Below are 19122 nucleotides of genomic sequence, written 5' to 3'. Positions count from 1 at the left end.
CGAACATGAAGCGGATGCCGATGCACGGAGCCCTCGCGGCGCTGCTGACCGCGGGAGCCCTGGCACTGGCCGGCTGCGCGGCCGATCCGGACGTCTCGGCGCTCGAGTCCGGGCTCGAGCGCGCCGACGGCGTCAACGGCGCCATGGTCTACACCACACACTCCGGCGCGCCCTGGAACACGCAGGTGCAGGTGCTGCTCTTCGTCGACGACCCCTCGGACGACGGGATCGCCGGTGCCGTGCGGGGCGCCGCGCCGATCCTCGCCGAGGACCCGGTCGCGTCCCGTCACGAGGTGACGATCCGCCTCATCGACGGCGACCGCGACGACTACGCCGACCGGTTCGCCGCGGCGGCCGACGAGATCACCGTGCTGCCCGAGGTGTTCGAGGCGCTGGGCGTCCCCGACACCGGCCCCTACTCGATCACCCTGCAGCCGGCGGAGCTGCGCCGGGTCGCCGGCCGGGCATGACCGCCCCGGCCGCGCCGCGCCTGACGTTCCAGCTGCCGGGCAGCTGGCTCGCACTGGATCCGCGCGACGAGGCCGAGGCGGCGCGCGCCGTCCACGCGACGGCGGCCGAGATCGTCGGCCCCGCCGACGACGCGGCCCCCGCGCGCCGCAGGATCCGCGCGGAGCTGTCGACCGCGGTCGAGAAAGCACGGGATGCCGGTGCCCACGGCTTCTTCCTGTGCCGCGAGATCGTTCCCGGGCTCGCCACCCCGATCTCGCTCACGGTGCATGCCCCGCAGGGCATGCGACTGAGCCCCGCCGTCGGAACGGACCCGGACGCGGTCCTCGAGGCCCTGCGACGCAGTCTGGCGGAGCTCGGCTATCCGGGCGTCGGGAGCGCGCAGCGGGTCGCGGGGCCCCGGGCGCGTGCGCTGCGGATTGATGTCGTGCACGACGAGATCGTCGCCGAGGACGGCACCACCGCCGCGGCGGCGCGGCTGGAGGCGCAGTACTGGTACGCCGTGCCGGGCTCCAAGCACGTGGTGCTCGCGCTGTTCACCACCCCGCTCGGCGAGCTCCGCGAGGCCATGCTCCACCTCTTCGACCGCATCGCCCTCGCGGCCGAGTTCGCGCCGCACTAGCCTGGCGGTCGGCGTCAAGGAGGAACCCATGGCCGCGGCATCCGCCCCGCACATCGCCGATTCGCACGCGGTCATCCGCGTCATCGGCGCGCGCGAGAACAACCTGCAGAACATCGACGTCGAGATCCCCAAGCGGCGCCTGACGGTGTTCACCGGTGTCAGCGGCTCGGGCAAGTCCTCGCTCGTGTTCGGCACGATCGCCACCGAGTCGCAGCGGCTCATCAACGAGACGTACCCGACGTTCGTGCAGCAGTTCATGGCGCAGCTGAGCCGCCCCGAGGTCGACGCGCTCGAGAACGTCAGCCCGGCGATCATCGTCGACCAGGAGCGCATGAGCGCCAACGCACGTTCGACCGTCGGGACGGCGACGGATGCCCATGCGATGCTGCGGATCCTCTTCAGCCGCCTGGGTCAGCCCCACGTGGGCTCGCCGCAGGCGTTTTCGTTCAACATCCCCTCGGCCAAGGGCGGCGGCGCGATCACGATCGAGCGCGGCGCGGGAGCCCCCAAGCGCGAGCGCCGCACGTTCGAGATCACCGGCGGCATGTGCCCGCACTGCGAGGGGCTGGGCGAGGTCAGCGACGTCGACCTGCACGAGCTCGTCGACCACGACAAGAGCCTCGCCGAGGGGGCCATCACGATCCCCGGCTACACCCCCGACGGCTGGATGGTGAAGATCTTCACCGAGTCCGGCTTCGTCGATCCCCACAAGCCGGTGCGCGAATTCACCGAGCAGGAGCGGCAGGACTTCTTCTTCAAGGAGCCGGTGAAGGTCAAGGTGACCGGCATCAACATGACCTACGAGGGTCTGGTGCCGAAGATCACGAAGTCGATGCTGCAGAAGGACCGCGACAGCCTGCAGCCGCACATCCGCGCGTTCGTCGACCGGGCGGTGCGTTTCACCGCGTGCCCGGAATGCGACGGTACGCGGCTGAACGCCGGCGCGCGGTCGTCGAAGATCCGCGGCGTGAGCATCGCCGATGCCGCCGCGATGCAGATCACCGATCTCGCCGAGTGGCTCGCCACGATCGACGACCCCGAGGTCGCGCCGCTCATGGCGGGGCTCCGCCAGACGATCGGCTCGTTCCTGGACATCGGGCTCGGCTACCTCTCGCTCGACCGCGCCTCGGGCACCCTCTCGGGCGGCGAGGCGCAGCGCACCAAGATGATCCGGCACGTGGGCTCGGCCCTCACCGACGTCACCTACGTCTTCGACGAGCCCACGGCAGGCCTGCATCCGCATGACGTTCAGCGCATGATCGCGCTGCTGGGGCGCCTGCGGGACAAGGGCAACACGGTGCTGGTCGTCGAGCACAAGCCCGAGGTGATCGAGATCGCCGACCACATCGTCGACCTCGGCCCGGGGGCCGGCCGACACGGCGGGCGCGTGCAGTACACCGGCGACCTGGCGGGGCTCCGGGCCTCGGACACCGCGACCGGGCGCCACTTCGACCACCGCGCCCGGCTGAAGGAAGTCACTCGCGCCCCGGCCGGGGCGATCGAGATCCGCGGGGCGCGCCAGCACAACCTCGCCGGCGTCGACGTCGACGTGCCGCTGGGGATCCTCACCGTCGTGACCGGCGTCGCCGGTTCGGGCAAGTCCTCGCTCATCCACGGCAACGTGCCGCGTCACGAGGGCGTCGTCGTCGTCGACCAGTCGCCCATCAAGGGATCGCGCCGCAGCAGCCCCGCCACCTACACCGGTCTGCTCGATGTCATCCGCACCGCCTTCGCCAAGGCCAACGGCGTCAAGCCCGCCCTCTTCAGCGCGAACTCCGAGGGCGCGTGCCCCGCGTGCAAGGGACTGGGCGTGATCATCACGAGCCTCGGGTACACGCAGAGCGTCGAGACGCTCTGCGAGACATGCGAGGGGAGCGGCTTCAGCGACGCCGTGCTCGAGTACACCCTCGACGGGCGCACCATCGCCGAGGTGCTGGCGATGTCGGCCGCCGAGGCCGCCGAGATGTTCACCAAGGGCCCGGCGGCGGTCACCCTCGCCCGGCTCATCGACGTGGGCCTCGGGTACCTGACGCTCGGCCAGGCCCTCAACACGCTGTCCGGCGGCGAGCGACAGCGACTGAAGCTGGCGATCTCGATGGCCACCAAGGGGGCCGTGTACGTCCTCGACGAGCCCACCACGGGACTCCACCTCGCCGACGTCGACAACCTGCTGGCGCTGCTGGACCGCCTGGTGGATGCCGGCAACAGCGTCATCGTCATCGAGCACCATCAGGCCGTCATGGCGCACGCCGACTGGATCATCGATCTGGGTCCCGGCGCGGGCCACGACGGCGGGCGTGTGGTCTTCGAGGGGACCCCCGCAGACCTGGTCGCGCGGGCCGAGACGCTTACCGCCCGGCACCTGCGGGAGTACGTGCGGGCGTAGTGCGGGCGGCCGGTGGGTGATTATCCCCATCGGCCGAAGCCGGTATACCGGGTTAGGCTGAAGCGTCCACCCGTCCGCCGCAGGCGCCCGCATCCGGGACCCGACGCCACGCACGAATCGACCTCGGGGGAGGCCGAGCCCACATGAGAGCCTTCGCGTGGCTTCGCGCGCGTCCGCGTGCGATCGCGTCCGGCGCAGCCCTGACGGCGTCGGCGGTCGCGATCACGACCATGGCCTTCCTGCACGAGGGCTTCCCCACCACCGAGGTCGATCTGCACGACGGCGGGGTGTGGGTGACCAAACAGTCGAGCCTGCTGGTGGGGCACTTCAACCACCCCTCGCGGGTCCTGGACGGCGGCCTGCGCACCGCGTCCGAGGAGTACGACATCCTGCAGTCGGGCGACGAGATCGTCGTCGTCGACTCCTCCGCCTCGTCGGTTACGTCGATCGACCCCGCCATGGTCGCCATGACCGACTCCGCCGACATCCCGGGCGGCGCCGCCGTCGCCCTGGGCGGGACCACCGTGGCGATCCTCGACCCCGAGAGCGGCGCGCTGTGGGCGCTGCCGGCGGACGCGATCGCCTCGTTCGACATCGAGAGCACCGAGCCGCTGGACACGCTCGGGTCCCGCGCCGCGCTCGCCGTCGGCACCGACGGCACGGTGTACGCCGCCTCGCCCGAGCAGCGGGAGCTCGTCACGGTCGCCATGGGGCCCGACGGCTCGCCCGCGGAACCGACCCGCACCGGGCTCGGCGAGGTGGCCGAGGACGCCGACCTCGAAGTGACGGCGGTCGGGGCGACCGCGGTCGTGCTGGATCGCACGGCGGGTGTGCTCATGACGAGCGCCGGGCTCCGCTCCGACATCGCCGATGCCGCGGACGCGCGGCTGCAGCAGCCGTCGGACGCCGCCGACGCCGTGGCGCTCTCGACGACCGACACGCTGGTACGCGTGCCGCTGGACGGCGCGGAGCACATCGCGGTCGCCGCGGACGAGGGCAGCCCCGCAGAGCCCGTCTTCCTCGACGGCTGCACCTATGCGGTGTGGTCGGGGTCGGCATCCTTCCGCAGGGACTGCGTCGGCGACGCCGACGACCTCGCGACCACGGTCGAAGGCGTCGACGAGGCCGCGGAGCTGGTCTTCCGCGTGAACCGCGACGTCATCGTGCTCAACGACATCCGCGGCGGATCGGCGTGGATGGCGGCTGAGGACCTGCAGCAGGTCGACAACTGGGAGGACATCACCCCGCCCGAGGGCGAGGCCGAAGAGAACGACGAAGAGACCACCGACGAGACGGTCGAGACGACGCTGCCCGAGCGCACCGACCAGAACACCGCACCCGAGGCCGTCGACGACGACTTCGGAGTGCGGCCCGGACGCACCACCGTCCTGCCGGTGCTCGACAACGACACCGACGCCGACGGCGACATCCTGACCGTGACCCTGCCGGACGGCGGGCCGTCGCTCGGCGAGGTGCAGTCCATCAACAACGGCGCGGGGCTGCAGATCGCGGTGCCGGACGGCGCGAGCGGCTCGGCGCGCTTCACCTACCGGATCGACGACGGGCGCGGCGGCACGGACACCGCGACGGTGAACCTGTCGGTGCGCGGCGACACCGTCAACGGCGCGCCGACCCAGAAGCGCACGACGACCCTGCAGGTCGAGGCCGGCGGTGTCATCACGCACAACGTGCTGCCGGACTGGATCGACCCCGACGGCGACGACGTGTTCCTGAGCGGCGTCGAGCCGGAGCCCGGCGACGAGGTCGACTTCACCCCCGACGGCCGCATCACCTACCGCTCCATCAACGGCGTCCAGGGCCGCAAGGACATCACCATCACGGTGTCGGACACGCAGAAGAGCACCGCCGGCACCCTGCGGCTGGATGTCCGTCCGGTCGGCTCGACGTCGCCGGTGACCAACGCCGACCACGTCGTCACCCGCGCCGGCGAGCCGGTGACGGTGAGCCCGCTCGTGAACGACCTGAGCACGGGGCGCGAACCGCTGCGGCTCACGCGCGTCGACGAGACCCCGGGCGCGGCCGTCGTGCCGGATTTCTCGGACTCGACCTTCACGTTCACCTCGAACGCGGTCGGGACCTATTACGTGCAGTACCTCGCGTCGGCGGGTGCGAAGAACGCGCTCGGAGTGGTGCGCGTGGACGTGCTCGAAGACGTCGACGAGGATGCCGATCCGATCGCGGTGCGCGACGTGGCGCTGCTTCCGAGCGGCGGCGAGACCCTCGTCAACGTCCTGGCCAACGACATCGACCCCGCCGGCGGGATCCTGGTGATCCAGTCGGTGTCGGTCGAGTCCGACAGCGGTGTGTCGGTGTCGGTCCTCGGCCACGAGACGCTGCGCCTGAGCGACCAGGGTGCGCTGTCGGACCAGGTGACGGTGACGTACACGGTCTCAAACGGCACCCGCAGCGCGCAGGGCGAGGTCGTGGTCATCCCCGTGCCCGGGCCCGAGAAGCTGCGCCCGCCCGTGGCCGAGGACGACAGCGTCGTGGTGCGCGCCGGCGACGTCGTGACGATCCCCGTCCTCGAGAACGACTATCACCCGAACGGCGACACCCTTCGCGTGGCCCCCGACCTCGTCGAGCCGCTGCCGGCTGCCCGCGCGGGCGAGATCTTCGTCTCGCAGGACACCGTGCGCTTCAAGGCCGGGCCCGAGCCGGGCACCGTCTACGCCACCTACGAGGTGGTGGACTCTACCGGTCAGAAGGATGCCGGCTACCTCACGATCCAGGTGCTGCCTGTCGACGAAGAGACCAACCAGGCGCCGCGCCCGCGCGACATCACCGCGCGGGTGCTCGCCGGCTCGCAGGTGCGCATCCCCGTCCCCCTCGACGGGATCGACGGCGACGGCGACTCGGTCGACCTGGTGGGCATCGCCTCGGCGCCCGAGAAGGGCCGGGTCGTCGAGACCGGTGTGACATACCTCGAGTACGAAGCGGATGCCGAGGCGTCGGGGACCGACACCTTCAGCTACCGCGTGCGCGACCGCCTGGGCGCCGAGACCACCGCCACGGTCCGCGTCGGCATCGCGCCGCCCGAGACGCGCAACCAGGCCCCCTACGCCGTGAAGGACGCCGTGGTGATGAGACCCGGCCGGTCGGTGGCCGTGCCCGTCCTCGCCAACGACTCCGACCCCGAGGGTGACGCCATCGGCCTCGTCTCGGGAGGGCTCATCGTGGCAGACGTCCCCGGCCTCGAGGCCGAGGTGCTCGGCGACCGCGTCATCGTCACGTCCCCCGCCGAGGAACTGGAGACGTCCGTTCAGTACACGATCCGCGACGCGCGGGGCGCCGAGGCCATCGCGGTCATCCAGGTCACCGTCGACGAGGACGTGCCGCTGCTGCGCCCCATCGCGCGCGACGATCGCGTCCTCCCCGCCGACGTCACCGGACCCACCGTCGACCTCGAGGTGCTCGCCAACGACGAGGATCCCGACGGGACGGTCGCCGCGCTGACCGTGGCGGCCGACGATCCTGTCGCCGAGGTCCGCCCCGACGGAACGGTGCGCCTGACCCTCGACGACGAGGAGCACCTGGTCACCTACACGATCACCGACGAGGACGGGCAGACGGCATCCGCGTTCATCCGGGTCCCCTCGCTCGAGGACCTGCCGCCGACCCTCATCACCACCACCGGCATCGAGGTCGACAGCGGCGAGACCGTCGAGCTGCCGCTGTCCGAGCACGTCCGCGCCGCGGGGGACCGCGACGTCGTGATCACCGAGGCGGCGAAGGTCAGCGCGGTGCACTCGGACGGCGGCCAGCTGGTGAAGGACCAGCGCACGCTCGTCTACACCTCGGCGGAGGGATATCACGGTCAGGACGCCATCACCTTCGAAGTGACCGACGGCACAGGCCCCGACGACCCCGAGGGTCGCAAGGCCACGCTGACGCTGCCGGTGACGGTGCGGCCGCCGGCCAACCAGCAGCCGAGCTTCATCGACGGCGAGATGAGCGTCGCCCCCGGTGAGGAGCCCACCGGCCTCGACCTGCGGTCCCTCACCGACGACCCCGACGAGGGCGACCTCGACGGGATGACCTACACCGTCGTCAGCGGGGTGCCGGCCGGCCTGTCGGCCACGATGGACGGCCAGACCCTGCGCGTCGGGGCGGCCACGGACACCGCGAAGGGGACGCAGGCCTCGCTCACGCTGCGCATCTCGGACGGCGAGACCGATCCGATCGAGGGCACGGTCGTGGTGACGGTGACCTCGTCCACCCGGCCGCTGGCCACCGCGAACGACGACATCGTCGCCCGCGCCGATCAGGGCGAGACGATCGAGGTCGCCGTCCTCGGCAACGACGTCAACCCCTTCCCCGAGACGCCGCTCGAGGTCGTCTCGGCGGTGACCCAGACCGGTGACGGCCGCGCCGAGGTGCGGGGCGATCGCGTCGCGGTGACCCCCGCGGCGACCTTCGTCGGAACGATGGTCGTGCGCTACCGCATCCAGGACGCCACGCAGGACGCCGATCGCGAGGCCGAGGGCCTCATCACCCTCACCGTCCAGGGCCGCCCCGACGCCCCCGGCATCCCCACCGTCTCGAGCGTGCAGGATCGCACGGTCGTGCTGTCATGGACGCCGCCGAGCGACAACGGCTCGCCCATCACCGGCTACACCGTCAGCTCGACGCGGGGCGACTACACCCGGTCGTGCGCCTCGACGACGTGCACCCTGACGGGCCTCACCAACAACGTCGAGTACAACTTCACCGTCGTCGCGACCAACGCCGTCGGCGAGTCCGACGCGTCGCCGCCGTCCGAGACCGCCCGCCCGGACGCGCGCCCCGACACTCCTCAGCCGCCGACCCTCACCTTCGGCGACCGCAGCCTGAACGTCGCGTGGCAGACCCCGAGCACCCCCGGGTCGCCGGTCGAGAGCTTCACCCTCGAGATCTCGCCCGCGCCGCCGTCCGGCGTCACCCAGAAGACCAACGTCACCGGCAACTCGCTGGTGTGGGAGGGCCTCGAGAACGGGGCGTCGTACCAGGTGCGCGTGCGCGCCCACAACCGGGCGCCGGAACCGTCGAGCTGGAGCGGATGGTCGGCCAGCGAGGTGCCCGCCCGGGCCCCTGAGCCGGTCGCCGCGCCGTCCACCCAGCGCCTCGAGCCGGTGGGCAACCAGGCGCAGATGCAGGTGTCCTGGTCGCCGCCGCCGAACAACGGCGCCGCGATCTCGGGGTATCAGCTCGACGTCATGCGCGGCGGTGCCGTCGTCCGGACGATCGACACCACCGCGACGAGCCAGGCAGTCGTGATCGAGACCTCCACCAGCGACTACACCTTCCGGGTGCGCGCCTCGAACAAGGCGGGCTGGGGCGAGTACGGCCCGGCCTCGGCGCCCCGGCGGGCCTTCGTCGCCCCCGACGCCCCGACGAACGTCTCGGCCACGCCCGGCGACCGCCGGCTGGCCGTATCGTTCACCGAGCCCAACGGCAACGGCGCCACGCAGTCCGAGCTCCGCTACGAGTATTCGCTCAACGGCGGCGGCTGGCAGGCGCTTCCCGGCGACCGCGTCATCACCGGGCTCAACAACGGCACGAGCTACCAGGTCCGCATCCGCGCATACACCGCGATGGACGGCGTCCGCTACAACGGCGAGCCGTCGGCCCCGTCCGCGGCGCAGACGCCGTACGGCCCGGTGGGCACCCCGAGCGCGGACGCCAGCCGCAGCGGCCGCGACATCACCTTCTCGTGGGGTGCTCCCGCGCCCAACGGCCGGCCCATCCAGCAGGTGCAGATCCGCATCGACGGCGGCGGCTGGCAGAATGTGGCGAACAACGGCTCCCGGACGAACACCTACGCCTACAGCACGACGCACCGCATCGACGTGCGCGCCTACGACACCGAGGGACAGGTGAGCCCCATCGCCTCGGCGCAGGCCACCACGGTCGACGCCCCGCAGCCGGTGGCGCGGGCCGGCAAGGGCTCGCGGACCAACAGCGCCACCTGCACGTCGACCCAGTGCGCGTACGTCACCCTCACCACCCAGGACTTTCCCGCGGGCAGCTACTACCTGACCTGCAACGCCACAGGACCGTACGGCGGCGAGTTCGGCGGGAAGACCTACAATGTGCCCCGCAACGGCACGATCCAGCTCGGCTGCTACTTCGGCGACGCCGGCGAGCAGGTGTGGGTGAACATCCGCGGCTGGGGCGATTCGCAACGCGTGACATGGTGACCGCCGCCGGACGAGAACGAGAGAGATCACTGACATGACGATGACGCCGGAACAGGCCGCCTGGTTCGAGTCCACCTTCACCCGCCTGGTCGACAACGTCGACCACGCCCTCATGGGCAAGCGCGAGGTGGTGGGCCTGGTGCTGTCGGCGATGCTCGCCGAGGGCCACGTGCTGCTCGAGGACGCCCCCGGCACCGGCAAGACGAGCCTCGCCAAGGCCCTCGCCGCCACGGTGCAGGGCACGAGCGCGCGGATCCAGTTCACGCCGGACCTGCTGCCGTCGGACGTCACCGGCGTGACGATCTACGACCAGGCCCAGCACCGCTTCGAGTTCCACAAGGGGCCCGTCTTCGCCTCGATCGTGCTGGCCGACGAGATCAACCGCGCGTCGCCCAAGACCCAGTCGGCCCTGCTCGAGGTCATGGAGGAGTCCCGGGTCACCGTCGACGGGACCACCCACGAGGTCGGCCGTCCGTTCCTGGTCGTCGCCACGCAGAACCCCATCGAGCAGGCCGGGACGTACAAGCTGCCCGAGGCCCAGCTCGACCGGTTCCTGGTGAAGACGTCGATCGGCTACCCGGAGCTCGACGTCGCCGAGCGCATCCTCGCCGGCTCCGCCGACCGCAACCCCTCGGCCCACCTGCCGGCCATCATCACCACCGGTGCCGTCGCCGACATGGCCGACCTCGCCGCCACCGTCCACGTCGAGGGTGCGGTCCTGCGCTACGCCGCGGAGCTCGCCCACGCCACCCGCGAGGACGCCGCCACCCGGCTGGGGGTGTCGGTGCGCGGCTCGATCGCCATGATCCGCATCGCCAAGGTCCGCGCCGCCGCGAGCGGACGCCACTACGTCACCCCCGACGACATCAAGGCGCTGGTCGGCCCCGTGTGGACCCACCGCCTGGTCATGGACCCCGAGGCGGAGTTCTCGGGCACGACGGCCGAGACCGTCATCGCGCGGGTCGTGGAGTCCGTCGCCGCCCCGCAGGCGAGGTCCGCCGCCTGATGACCGCTGCGACGCTCGAGACTCCCGCTGCGCCCGCGCAGCGGCCGGCGCGATGGACGGATGCCGCGGCCCGCACGGCCGCGACCGCCCTGGTCCACGCGCGCCGGGTCCTCGGCGTCCTCCGGCCCGCCGCGTGGGTCCTCCTGGGTGCCGCCGTCGTCCTGTGGACGGCCGGTCAGGCCCTCGGGTGGTGGGAGCTCACCGTCGCCGCGCTCGTCCTCGCGATCACGCTCGCGCTGTGCGCGCTGTTCCTGGTCGGGCGCTCCGCGTACGACGTCTCGCTCGACCTCGGCCGCACGCGCGTCGTCGTCGGCGAGCGGGCCGTCGGGACCCTGACCCTGTCCAACACCGGTTCGCGGGCGATCCTGCCCTCGCGCGTCGTGCTGCCGGTCGGCTCGGGCCGCGGCGAGTTCGCCGTCGGCCGCCTCGCCGCGGGCTCATCGATCGACGAGCTCTTCGCCATCCCGACCACCCGCCGCACCGTCCTGTCGGTGGGCCCGGTGAGCGTCGTCCGCGGCGACCCCCTGGGGCTGTTCGAGCGCGTGCACAACCGCGACGAGCCCGTCGACCTGTTCGTCCACCCGCGGACGGTGGGATTCGAGGGACAGTCGCTCGGCTTCTTCCGGGACCTCGAGGGCCTCGCCGCCCGCGACCTGTCGCCCGACGACGTGTCCTTCCACGCGCTGCGGGAGTACCAGCCCGGCGACGACCTGCGTCACGTGCACTGGAAGTCCACGGCGCGCACCGGGGCGGTCATGGTCCGGCAGTACGAAGAGACCCGGCGCTCGCACTTCGTGCTCGCCCTCTCGTGCAACCCCGCCGAATACGCCGGCGACGACGAGTTCGAGCTGGCGATCTCGGCCGCGGGTTCGCTCGGCCTGCGCGCGGTCCGCGATTCCCGCCGGGTCGACCTGCAGGTGCAGGGGCGGTCGGTCGGCGCCGAGACCGGCAAGAAGCTCCTGGACTCCCTGTCGGCGCTCGTCCCCACGAAGCCCCGCGCAGGCGGCATCCGTGAACTCGCCGTCACCGTCGCCGCCTCGCTGCCGGCGGCGAGCGTGGTGGTGCTGCTCACCGGCTCGCGGGCGGATGCCGCCACCCTGCGCGCCGCGTGCGCTCGGCTGCCGTACGGCACGCGCGTGCTGGCGCTGGTCGCCGACGTCGGTGCGGCGCCCGCGCTCCGCCGCATCGCCGAGGCGGACGTCGTGACGGTGGGCTCGCTCGAGGAGCTGCCGGCGGCGCTGCGGCGGGTGCTCGCATGACGCCGATCCTCACCCGCCGCACCGGCGTGGACCTCACCGCTGCGGCGCTGCTGCTGCTCGTCCCCATCGCCGGATTCTGGCCGACCTACGCCGGCCCGGGCTACCTGCCCGCCGCGCTCGGCGCACTCGTCCTCGGGCTCGCGCTGGCCGTCGTGGGCACGTGGCGGCGCCTGGGCGTCCTCGCCCTGGCCGGCGTCACGGTGCTGGCGTACTTCGTGTTCGGCGGCGCGCTCGCGCTGCCGCACACGACGATCCTCGGGTTCATCCCGACCCTGGACACGTGGGCGCAGCTCGCCCTCGGCGTGGTCACGTCGTGGAAGCAGCTGCTGACGACGGTCGCCCCGGTGCCGGCGGGTGAGGGGTTCCTGCTCGTGCCGTTCCTGCTGACCCTCGTGGCGGCCGTGGTGACTGGCTCCCTCGCGTTGCGCGCGCGGCAGGCGGCGTGGGCGCTCCTGCCGGCCGCCGCCTTTCTCGTGCTCCAGATCGCGCTGGGGACGACCCAGCCCGCCGTGCCCGTCGTCGAGGGCGTGGTGTTCGCCGTCGTCGCGACGGGGTGGCTCGCCGTCCGGCAGTCGTGGACCCCCGCGCAAGCGGCGATCCCCCTGGGCGAGGACGGTCAGACGGGAAGCCGGGGGTCCGGCCGGCGCCTGGCCGCCGGCGCCGCCGTCGTCGCGGTGGCCGTGACGCTCGGAATCCTGAGCAGCGGCCTGGCCGCCCCGGCCGCGCCCCGCTACGTGCTGCGCGACGTCGTCATCCCGCCCTTCGACATCCGCGAGTACGCCAGCCCCCTGCAGTCCTTCCGCGCTCTCGTCCGCGACGACGCCGACACGACCCTGTTCACCGTCTCGGGCATGCCAAAGGACGCCCGGGTGCGGCTGGCCGCGATGGACGCCTACTCGGGGACGGTCTACAACGTCTCGGATGAGGGCGCCGGGTCCTCGAGCGCCTTCGTCCCGGTCCGCGCCGACATGTCGCCCGGCGCGACGGGGGAGCCCACGCGCGTGCGCGTCGAGATCGGCTCCTACGACGGGGTGTGGATGCCGGCGGTCGGCGCCGTCGAGACGGTGACCTTCGCAGGGGCACGGGCGGACGACCTGCGGCGGGCCGCCCACTACAACCCGGCGACGCAGACCGGCGTCGTCACCGCCGGTCTCACCGACGGGGACGTCTACGACCTCGACGTCGTCGTTCCCCGGCATCCGAGCGACGACGCCCTCGCCGGCGTCGCGTTCGCGCCGGTGAAGCTGCCCGCCCAGCAGGCGGTGCCGCAGGAGTTCGCCGAGCTCGCCTCGGACGCCACGGCCGAGGCCGAGACGCCGATCGAGCGCGTCCGCGCGCTGCAGGCGCTGCTGCGCGACGGCGGGTTCTTCAGCCACGGCCTCGAGGGCGAGCCCCTGTCGCGGGCCGGGCACACCGCCGAGCGCATCTCGACCCTGCTCGGGTCCGAGCAGATGGTCGGCGACGACGAGCAGTACGCGGTCGCCATGGCCCTGCTGGCCCGCGAGATCGGGATCCCCGCCCGCGTGGTCATGGGGTTCCACCCCGACGACGACGCGCCCGCGGCCGGATCGTTCACCGCCACCGGCGACACCCTGCACGCGTGGGTCGAGGTGGCGTTCGAGGGCGTCGGCTGGCTGCCGTTCGACCCCACCCCGCCCGAGGATCAGGTGCCCAGCGACCAGACGACCAAACCGCGGGCCGACCCCAAGCCGCAGGTGCTGCAGCCGCCGCCCCCGCAGCAGGCTCCCGTCGACATGCCACCGACGATCCCCGACGAGCGCGAGGCCGAAGAGGAGGACGACTCCGGCCTCGGCACGCTGCTGACGGTGCTGGGAGTGATCGGGATCAGCCTGCTGGTTCTGGCCGTCCTGGCCTCGCCGTTCGTCGCGATCGGCGCCGTCAAGGCCGCGCGCCGACGCCGCCGCCGCGAGGCCGAGCGCGCCGCCGACCGCATCAGCGGCGGGTGGGACGAACTCGTGGACCGGGCCGTCGACTACGGCACGCCCGTGCGTGCGGGGGCGACCCGCATCGAGGACGCGGCCGTCGTGGGGACGGCGTTCGACGAGCCCGCGGTGGCCACGCTCGCCCATCGCGCGGACGCCGAGGTGTGGGGTCCGGCCGAGCCGAGCCCCGACGACATCGAGGAGTTCTGGCGGCAGGTCGACGCGCTCGTCGGAACCATGGGCGCCCGGTCGTCGCTGTGGCGCCGCCTGCGGGCCCGGCTCAGCCTGCGCTCGCTGCTGGCGGGCACGCGCTTCGCGAGGCCCCCGCGCCGGCGAGGAGGGACGGCATGACGACGACGCTGGACGTGACGGTCTCGCACACCGGTCTGCTGACGTCGCTGGAATGGGACGACGGGACGAGCACCGCGGTGTACCGCTTGACGATCTTCGGCCGCAATCCCGACCCCGAGCCCGGCGCCACCGCTGTGGCGCTGCGCGATGAGACGCTGACCCTGTCCAAGACGCACTTCGAGATCGGCGCCGACGACACCGGAGCGTGGATCCGCGACCGCGAATCCCGCAACGGCACCGTGGTGGTGCGCAACGGCCGTCGCCGCGCTCTCGCCCCGGGGGTGCGCGCGACCCTGCGTGCCGGGGATCGGCTCGAGTTCGGCGACCGCAGCGCCACCGTGGCCTGGACGCGAGGTGCCGCGTGCAGGTGACCGGCGGCGCGGGCGCCCCGATCGCCGTCCGGGTGGGCGCGGCCACCGACACCGGCCTCCGCCGCCGCGTGAACGAGGACTCGTTCCTCGCCCAGGCGCCGCTGTTCCTCGTCGCCGACGGCATGGGCGGGCATCTGGCGGGCGAGGTCGCCAGCGCCGCCGTCATCGCCGCGTTCGCCGGCCTCGCCGGGCGGCCGAGCCTCAGCGTCCACGAGATGCGCGCCGCCTTCGACGACGCGCGGCGCCGCGTGGCGGGACTGCCCCCGGGTGCCGGCGCGGGCGCCGGCACGACCCTGACCGGCGTCGCCGTCGCCGACGTCGACGGCGAGGGCTACTGGCTCGCGGTCAACCTCGGCGACTCCCGCACCTACCGACTGGGCTCCGCCGGATTCGAGCAGATCAGCGTCGATCACTCCGTCGTGCAGGAGCTGATCGACAGCGGCGAACTGGACGCGGCGGACGCGGCGAAGGACTCCCGCCGGCACGTGATCACGCGCGCGATCGGCGCCGGCAGTGCCTCGAGCCCCGACTACTGGCTGCTGCCCGCCGAAGCGGGCGACCGGCTGCTCATCTGCTCGGACGGCCTGACCGCCGAGCTCGACGATGCCCGCATCCTGCAGATCCTGCGCGAGGAGGCGGACCCGCAGGCCGCCGCCCTGCGACTGGTGGACGATGCGCTGGCCGCCGGAGGACGCGACAACATCACCACCCTGGTCGTGGACGCGCTCTCGGTCGCGGGGCGGGGTGGGACGCGCGCCCCCGACCTCGACGACACCGCCCCCGGCTTCGCCGCGGCAGAGGACGTCGAGGGCGATACACTGCCGCGAGTCATGTCCGGAGGGGGGAACTGATGGCGGTGCTCTACGCGCCCGGAAGCCTGGCGGTGGCCGTCACCGGCCACGGGATCGCCGTCCTCGGCGACGGAGTGGATGCCGGCGCCGCCGCGGAGGTGTGGCGCGCCGTCGCCGACGGACGCGGCCTCGGGGGCGTGCTGGACGCCCTCACCCGCGCGTTCGGCGGATCGCTCGACGCCCTGCCGCCCTTCGCCCTCGCCGTGGACGAAGGCGCCGCCACGCGCGTCGTCGTGCGCGGGCCGATCACCATGTCGGTCGAGAGCGCGGGCGGCACCCACGAGCTGTCGGGCGCCGGCGTCACGACCTGGAACGAGCGCGCGATCGCGGGGGTCCGTAGCCTGGCGATCGGCCAGGCGGATGCCGTGCCCACCCTGCCCGTGGCCGACGGGGTCGTCCTCGCCGCCGCCGTCCGCTGGACGCCCGGCACGCCCGCCGCGCACCCCGCGCCCCCTGTCGCCGCGCCGGAACCGGCCCCCGCGCCGCCCATCCAGCCGGAGCCGGAGCCCGAGCTCGAGCCGGTACCGGAGCCGGCGCCCGAGCCCGAGTTCGAGCCGGTACCGGAGCCCGAGCCCGAGCCGGCACCCGCGCCCACCGTCCCTCCCACGATGCCGCCGCCGGCCATGCTCATCGACTCCGCGGCGGTGAAGTCGATGGCCGACACGCTGCTGCCCGAGGACTCCACGTCCGCCGTGCCCACGGCATCCGACCACGGCGACACGGTGATCGGGGTGCGGGCGACCGCGCGCGCCGAGCAGGCGTCCGCGGACGCGGCGGGCGAGACCGTCGTGCGCGACGACCTCGCTCCCGCCCACGGCGATCACGACGGCGCCACGATCTCGGTCGCCGAGGCGCGGCGCCTGCGCGAGGCGGGCATTCCCGGCGACTCCGAGCCCGTTCCGCTCGCCCCGCCCCGTCCGCCCGCGCCGGGGCGCCTGCGGCTGTCGACCGGGCAGGTGCTGCGGATGGACCGCACCGTCGTGGTCGGGCGCCGCCCGCGGGCCACCCGCGTGTCGGGGACCGACCTGCCCCACCTCGTCGCGGTCGACAGCCCGCAGCAGGACGTCTCGCGCAGCCATCTCGAGCTCCGCGTCGAGGGCGACAGCATCGTGGCCACCGACCTGCGCACGACCAACGGCACGACGCTGCGCCGGCCGGGCGCCGACCCCGTCCAGCTGCACCCGGGCGAGGCGACGGTCGTCGTCCCCGGCGACGTGCTCGATCTCGGCGACGGGATCACCGTCGCCGTCGAGGATCCGGCATGAGTCCGCAGCGCACGCCAATGCGTCCGCCCGACCTTCCCGGCTTCACCTATATCGACGTCCTCGGGTCCGGCGGGTTCGCCGACGTCTACCTGTACGAGCAGGCGCTGCCCAAGCGACGCGTCGCGGTGAAGGTGCTCCTGACCGAGCGCATGTCGTCGGGCTCGGTGGCGGAGTTCACCGCCGAGGCCAATGTCATGGCGATGCTCTCGACGCACCCCGCGATCGTGACCATCTACCAGGCGGGGGTCGCCGAGGACGGCCGGCCGTACCTCGTCATGGAGTACTGCCCGAAGCCGAACCTGCAGGCCCGGTACCGCAGGGAGCCCTTCTCGGTGCCGGAGTCCCTGCGCGTCGGCGTGCAGGTCGCGGCGGCGGTCGAGACCGCCCATCGCGCCGGCGTGCTTCATCGCGACATCAAGCCGGCGAACATCCTCGTCACCGAGTACAACCGTCCCGCGCTCACCGACTTCGGCATCGCCTCGACCTCTACCGCGGCCGCCGACTCGCAGGGCCTGTCGATCCCCTGGTCGCCGCCGGAGTCCTTCGCCGACGCGCCGCGCTCCGATCGGCGCTCGGACGTCTGGGCGCTGGGCGCCACCGTGTACTCGCTGCTGGCGGGGCGATCGCCGTTCGAGACGCCGGGGGAGCGCAACACCGCGGCCGAGCTCATCGACCGCATCGAACGCGCGCCGCTGCCCGCACTCGGGCGCGCCGACGTCCCCGTCTCGCTGCAGCGCGTGCTCGAGCGGGCGATGGCCAAGTCCGCCGCCGACCGGTACGACACCGCGATCGCCTTCGCGCGGGCCCTGCAGAAGGTGCAGATCGAGCTCGCGCACTCGGTCACGGCCATCGACATCCTCGACGACGGGATGCCGGAGGACGAGGTCGACGACGAGGACGACGGCCTCACGCGCGTCCGCGGCATCGTCAGCATCGACCCCGAGACCGCGCCCGCCGCCGGTCCCACCCGGCCCTCCTTCGTCCCGCCCTCCGCCGGTCGCGCCGCCGGCCCTGCGTCGGCATCCGCCGCGGCGGCCGGCTCCGCCGCGGTGGACGCCACGGTGGTCCGCGCCGACGGCACCGTCCCGCGGGTATCGCCCGGCCCGGGCGCCTTCGCCCCCCACGACGACGACGCCGAGCAGACGATGCTGCGGCCCCCGGCATCCGTCGCCCCCGTCGCTGCCCCGGCGCCGAGCGACCCCGTCCCTCCCGCCTCGGCCGACCTGCCACCCGGCGAGGCGGAGCGCCCGCGCGCCCGTCGCGTGCCGGCCTGGGTCTGGGTGTCGGCCGCCGCGGCCGCCGTGCTGCTCGCGGTCGTCGTGGGGGTGTCGCTGCCCGGCATCCTGTCGCCGCAGACGGACGGGGCGACCCCCGCCCCCACGTCGGCCGCGCCGCAGGATCCGGTGGTGCTCTCGGTGCCCGCCCCCGAGGACCTCACCGGCGTCGCCGCCGGCGGCGACGTCACCTTCACGTGGGCGAACCCCGCGCCGCAGGACGGCGACCGCTACCTGTGGGGGATCGTGACGCGCGCCGACGAGGACCCCGACCTGCGCCCGGTGGCCGAGACCACCGTCACCGTCCCCGCGGACCCGTCGGGCACGACGTGCATCGAGGTGCGCACCGTCCGCGACGGCGGGCAGGCGTCCGATCCGGTCCGGGGGTGCACGCCATGACCGCAGAAGCCGCTCCCGCCCTGGCGGTGGAGTTCGCCGGCGAGACGTTCACCGTCGACCCCGACCAGGTCTTCACGGTCGGCCGCGACGGCGACCTCGCCATCGACGACAACCTGTTCCTGCACCGCCACTTCCTCACCATCGAGCACGTCGGCGGGCTGTGGCTGCTGTCGAACGTGGGGTCGCGCCTGTCGGCGACGGTCACCGATTCGGGCAGCCGCGTGCAGGCCTGGCTCGCCCCGGGTGCGCGGCTGCCGCTGGTCTTCGCCTCGACGTCGGTGATCTTCAGCGCGGGGCCGACGACCTACGAGCTCACGATCCACTCCACCGCCCCGGCCTTCCGCGAGACGTCCCTGCTGGATGCCGGCGGCGACGGCACGAGCACGATCGGCGAGGTGCCGCTCACACCGAGTCAGCGGCTCATGATCCTCGCGCTCGCCGAGCCCGTCCTGCGCCGCGAGGGGACGGGGATGAGCGAGCTGCCCACGTCGGCGCAGGCCGCCGACCGCCTCGGCTGGACGCTGACGCGCTTCAACCGCAAGCTCGACAACGTGTGCGACAAGCTCGACCGGATCGGCGTGCCCGGCCTCCGCGGCGGTGTCGGCTCGTACGCGACCAACCGGCGCGTCCGCCTCGTCGAGCACGCGATCGCCGCCCGGCTGGTCACGCGCGAGCACCTGCCGATGCTCGACGCCCCCGCCGCGACGGCCGACGAGGCCTGAGCGACCCG

General features: G+C 73.3%; 12 protein-coding genes. All 12 read left to right on the top strand.

The window, feature by feature from the left end; all coding sequences use genetic code 11:
• Window positions 1–5: 5 nt before the first annotated feature.
• The 12 genes from ACYVF4_RS06545 (at window position 6) to ACYVF4_RS06490 (ending at window position 19114) form a co-directional block, all read left to right on the top strand.
• Complete coding sequence (locus ACYVF4_RS06545; RefSeq protein WP_460723062.1) at window positions 6–470, top strand: hypothetical protein; 465 nt, start codon at window positions 6–8, stop codon at window positions 468–470.
• The gene (locus ACYVF4_RS06540; protein WP_460720980.1) at window positions 467–1090 is read left to right on the top strand and encodes a hypothetical protein; all 624 of its coding nucleotides are present in this window, start codon (window positions 467–469) and stop codon (window positions 1088–1090) included. The genes ACYVF4_RS06545 and ACYVF4_RS06540 overlap by 4 nt, the downstream gene beginning before the upstream one ends.
• A 28-nt stretch (window positions 1091–1118) precedes the next feature.
• The gene (locus ACYVF4_RS06535; protein WP_460720978.1) at window positions 1119–3476 is read left to right on the top strand and encodes an ATP-binding cassette domain-containing protein; all 2358 of its coding nucleotides are present in this window, start codon (window positions 1119–1121) and stop codon (window positions 3474–3476) included.
• A 143-nt stretch (window positions 3477–3619) separates the two neighbouring features.
• On the top strand, window positions 3620–9673 hold the full coding sequence (locus tag ACYVF4_RS06530; RefSeq protein ID WP_460720976.1) for an Ig-like domain-containing protein: 6054 nt from the start codon (window positions 3620–3622) through the stop codon (window positions 9671–9673).
• A 34-nt stretch (window positions 9674–9707) separates the two neighbouring features.
• Window positions 9708–10679 (top strand): AAA family ATPase, encoded by a 972-nt coding sequence (locus ACYVF4_RS06525; RefSeq protein WP_460720974.1) that lies wholly within the window; start codon window positions 9708–9710, stop codon window positions 10677–10679.
• Window positions 10679–11938 carry a DUF58 domain-containing protein gene (locus tag ACYVF4_RS06520; RefSeq protein WP_460720972.1) on the top strand — a complete coding sequence of 420 codons (1260 nt, stop codon included), beginning with the start codon at window positions 10679–10681 and terminating at the stop codon, window positions 11936–11938. Before ACYVF4_RS06525 ends, ACYVF4_RS06520 begins: the two co-directional genes overlap by 1 nt.
• Entirely contained in the window at window positions 11935–14232 is a 2298-nt protein-coding gene (locus ACYVF4_RS06515) for a transglutaminase-like domain-containing protein (RefSeq protein WP_460720970.1), read from the top strand. The genes ACYVF4_RS06520 and ACYVF4_RS06515 overlap by 4 nt, the downstream gene beginning before the upstream one ends.
• On the top strand, window positions 14229–14603 hold the full coding sequence (locus ACYVF4_RS06510; RefSeq protein ID WP_460720968.1) for an FHA domain-containing protein: 375 nt from the start codon (window positions 14229–14231) through the stop codon (window positions 14601–14603). The genes ACYVF4_RS06515 and ACYVF4_RS06510 overlap by 4 nt, the downstream gene beginning before the upstream one ends.
• Window positions 14594–15454, top strand: coding sequence for a PP2C family protein-serine/threonine phosphatase (locus tag ACYVF4_RS06505; RefSeq protein WP_460720966.1), 861 nt, complete (start codon window positions 14594–14596; stop codon window positions 15452–15454). Before ACYVF4_RS06510 ends, ACYVF4_RS06505 begins: the two co-directional genes overlap by 10 nt.
• Window positions 15454–16719 (top strand): FHA domain-containing protein, encoded by a 1266-nt coding sequence (locus ACYVF4_RS06500; protein ID WP_460720964.1) that lies wholly within the window; start codon window positions 15454–15456, stop codon window positions 16717–16719. The genes ACYVF4_RS06505 and ACYVF4_RS06500 overlap by 1 nt, the downstream gene beginning before the upstream one ends.
• Complete coding sequence (locus ACYVF4_RS06495; RefSeq protein WP_460720962.1) at window positions 16716–18392, top strand: serine/threonine-protein kinase; 1677 nt, start codon at window positions 16716–16718, stop codon at window positions 18390–18392. The genes ACYVF4_RS06500 and ACYVF4_RS06495 overlap by 4 nt, the downstream gene beginning before the upstream one ends.
• Window positions 18389–19114, top strand: a complete 726-nt coding sequence (locus tag ACYVF4_RS06490; protein ID WP_460720960.1) for an FHA domain-containing protein — start codon at window positions 18389–18391, stop codon at window positions 19112–19114. Before ACYVF4_RS06495 ends, ACYVF4_RS06490 begins: the two co-directional genes overlap by 4 nt.
• The last annotated feature ends 8 nt before the right edge of the window (window positions 19115–19122 follow it).

Source organism: Microbacterium aureliae (genome assembly GCF_054780155.1).
Note: the sequence above shows the minus strand (reverse complement) of the source record. Positions and strands in the feature narration are given on the sequence as shown.

Bases quoted from the DNA above. Each gene is read 5' to 3' on its own strand.
- ACYVF4_RS06545 (WP_460723062.1), top strand. From the start codon at position 6: ATGAAGCGGATGCCGATGCACGGAGCCCTCGCGGCGCTGCTGACCGCG.
- ACYVF4_RS06540 (WP_460720980.1), top strand. From the start codon at position 467: ATGACCGCCCCGGCCGCGCCGCGCCTGACGTTCCAGCTGCCGGGCAGC.
- ACYVF4_RS06535 (WP_460720978.1), top strand. From the start codon at position 1,119: ATGGCCGCGGCATCCGCCCCGCACATCGCCGATTCGCACGCGGTCATC.
- ACYVF4_RS06530 (WP_460720976.1), top strand. From the start codon at position 3,620: ATGAGAGCCTTCGCGTGGCTTCGCGCGCGTCCGCGTGCGATCGCGTCC.
- ACYVF4_RS06525 (WP_460720974.1), top strand. From the start codon at position 9,708: ATGACGATGACGCCGGAACAGGCCGCCTGGTTCGAGTCCACCTTCACC.
- ACYVF4_RS06520 (WP_460720972.1), top strand. From the start codon at position 10,679: ATGACCGCTGCGACGCTCGAGACTCCCGCTGCGCCCGCGCAGCGGCCG.
- ACYVF4_RS06515 (WP_460720970.1), top strand. From the start codon at position 11,935: ATGACGCCGATCCTCACCCGCCGCACCGGCGTGGACCTCACCGCTGCG.
- ACYVF4_RS06510 (WP_460720968.1), top strand. From the start codon at position 14,229: ATGACGACGACGCTGGACGTGACGGTCTCGCACACCGGTCTGCTGACG.
- ACYVF4_RS06500 (WP_460720964.1), top strand. From the start codon at position 15,454: ATGGCGGTGCTCTACGCGCCCGGAAGCCTGGCGGTGGCCGTCACCGGC.
- ACYVF4_RS06495 (WP_460720962.1), top strand. From the start codon at position 16,716: ATGAGTCCGCAGCGCACGCCAATGCGTCCGCCCGACCTTCCCGGCTTC.
- ACYVF4_RS06490 (WP_460720960.1), top strand. From the start codon at position 18,389: ATGACCGCAGAAGCCGCTCCCGCCCTGGCGGTGGAGTTCGCCGGCGAG.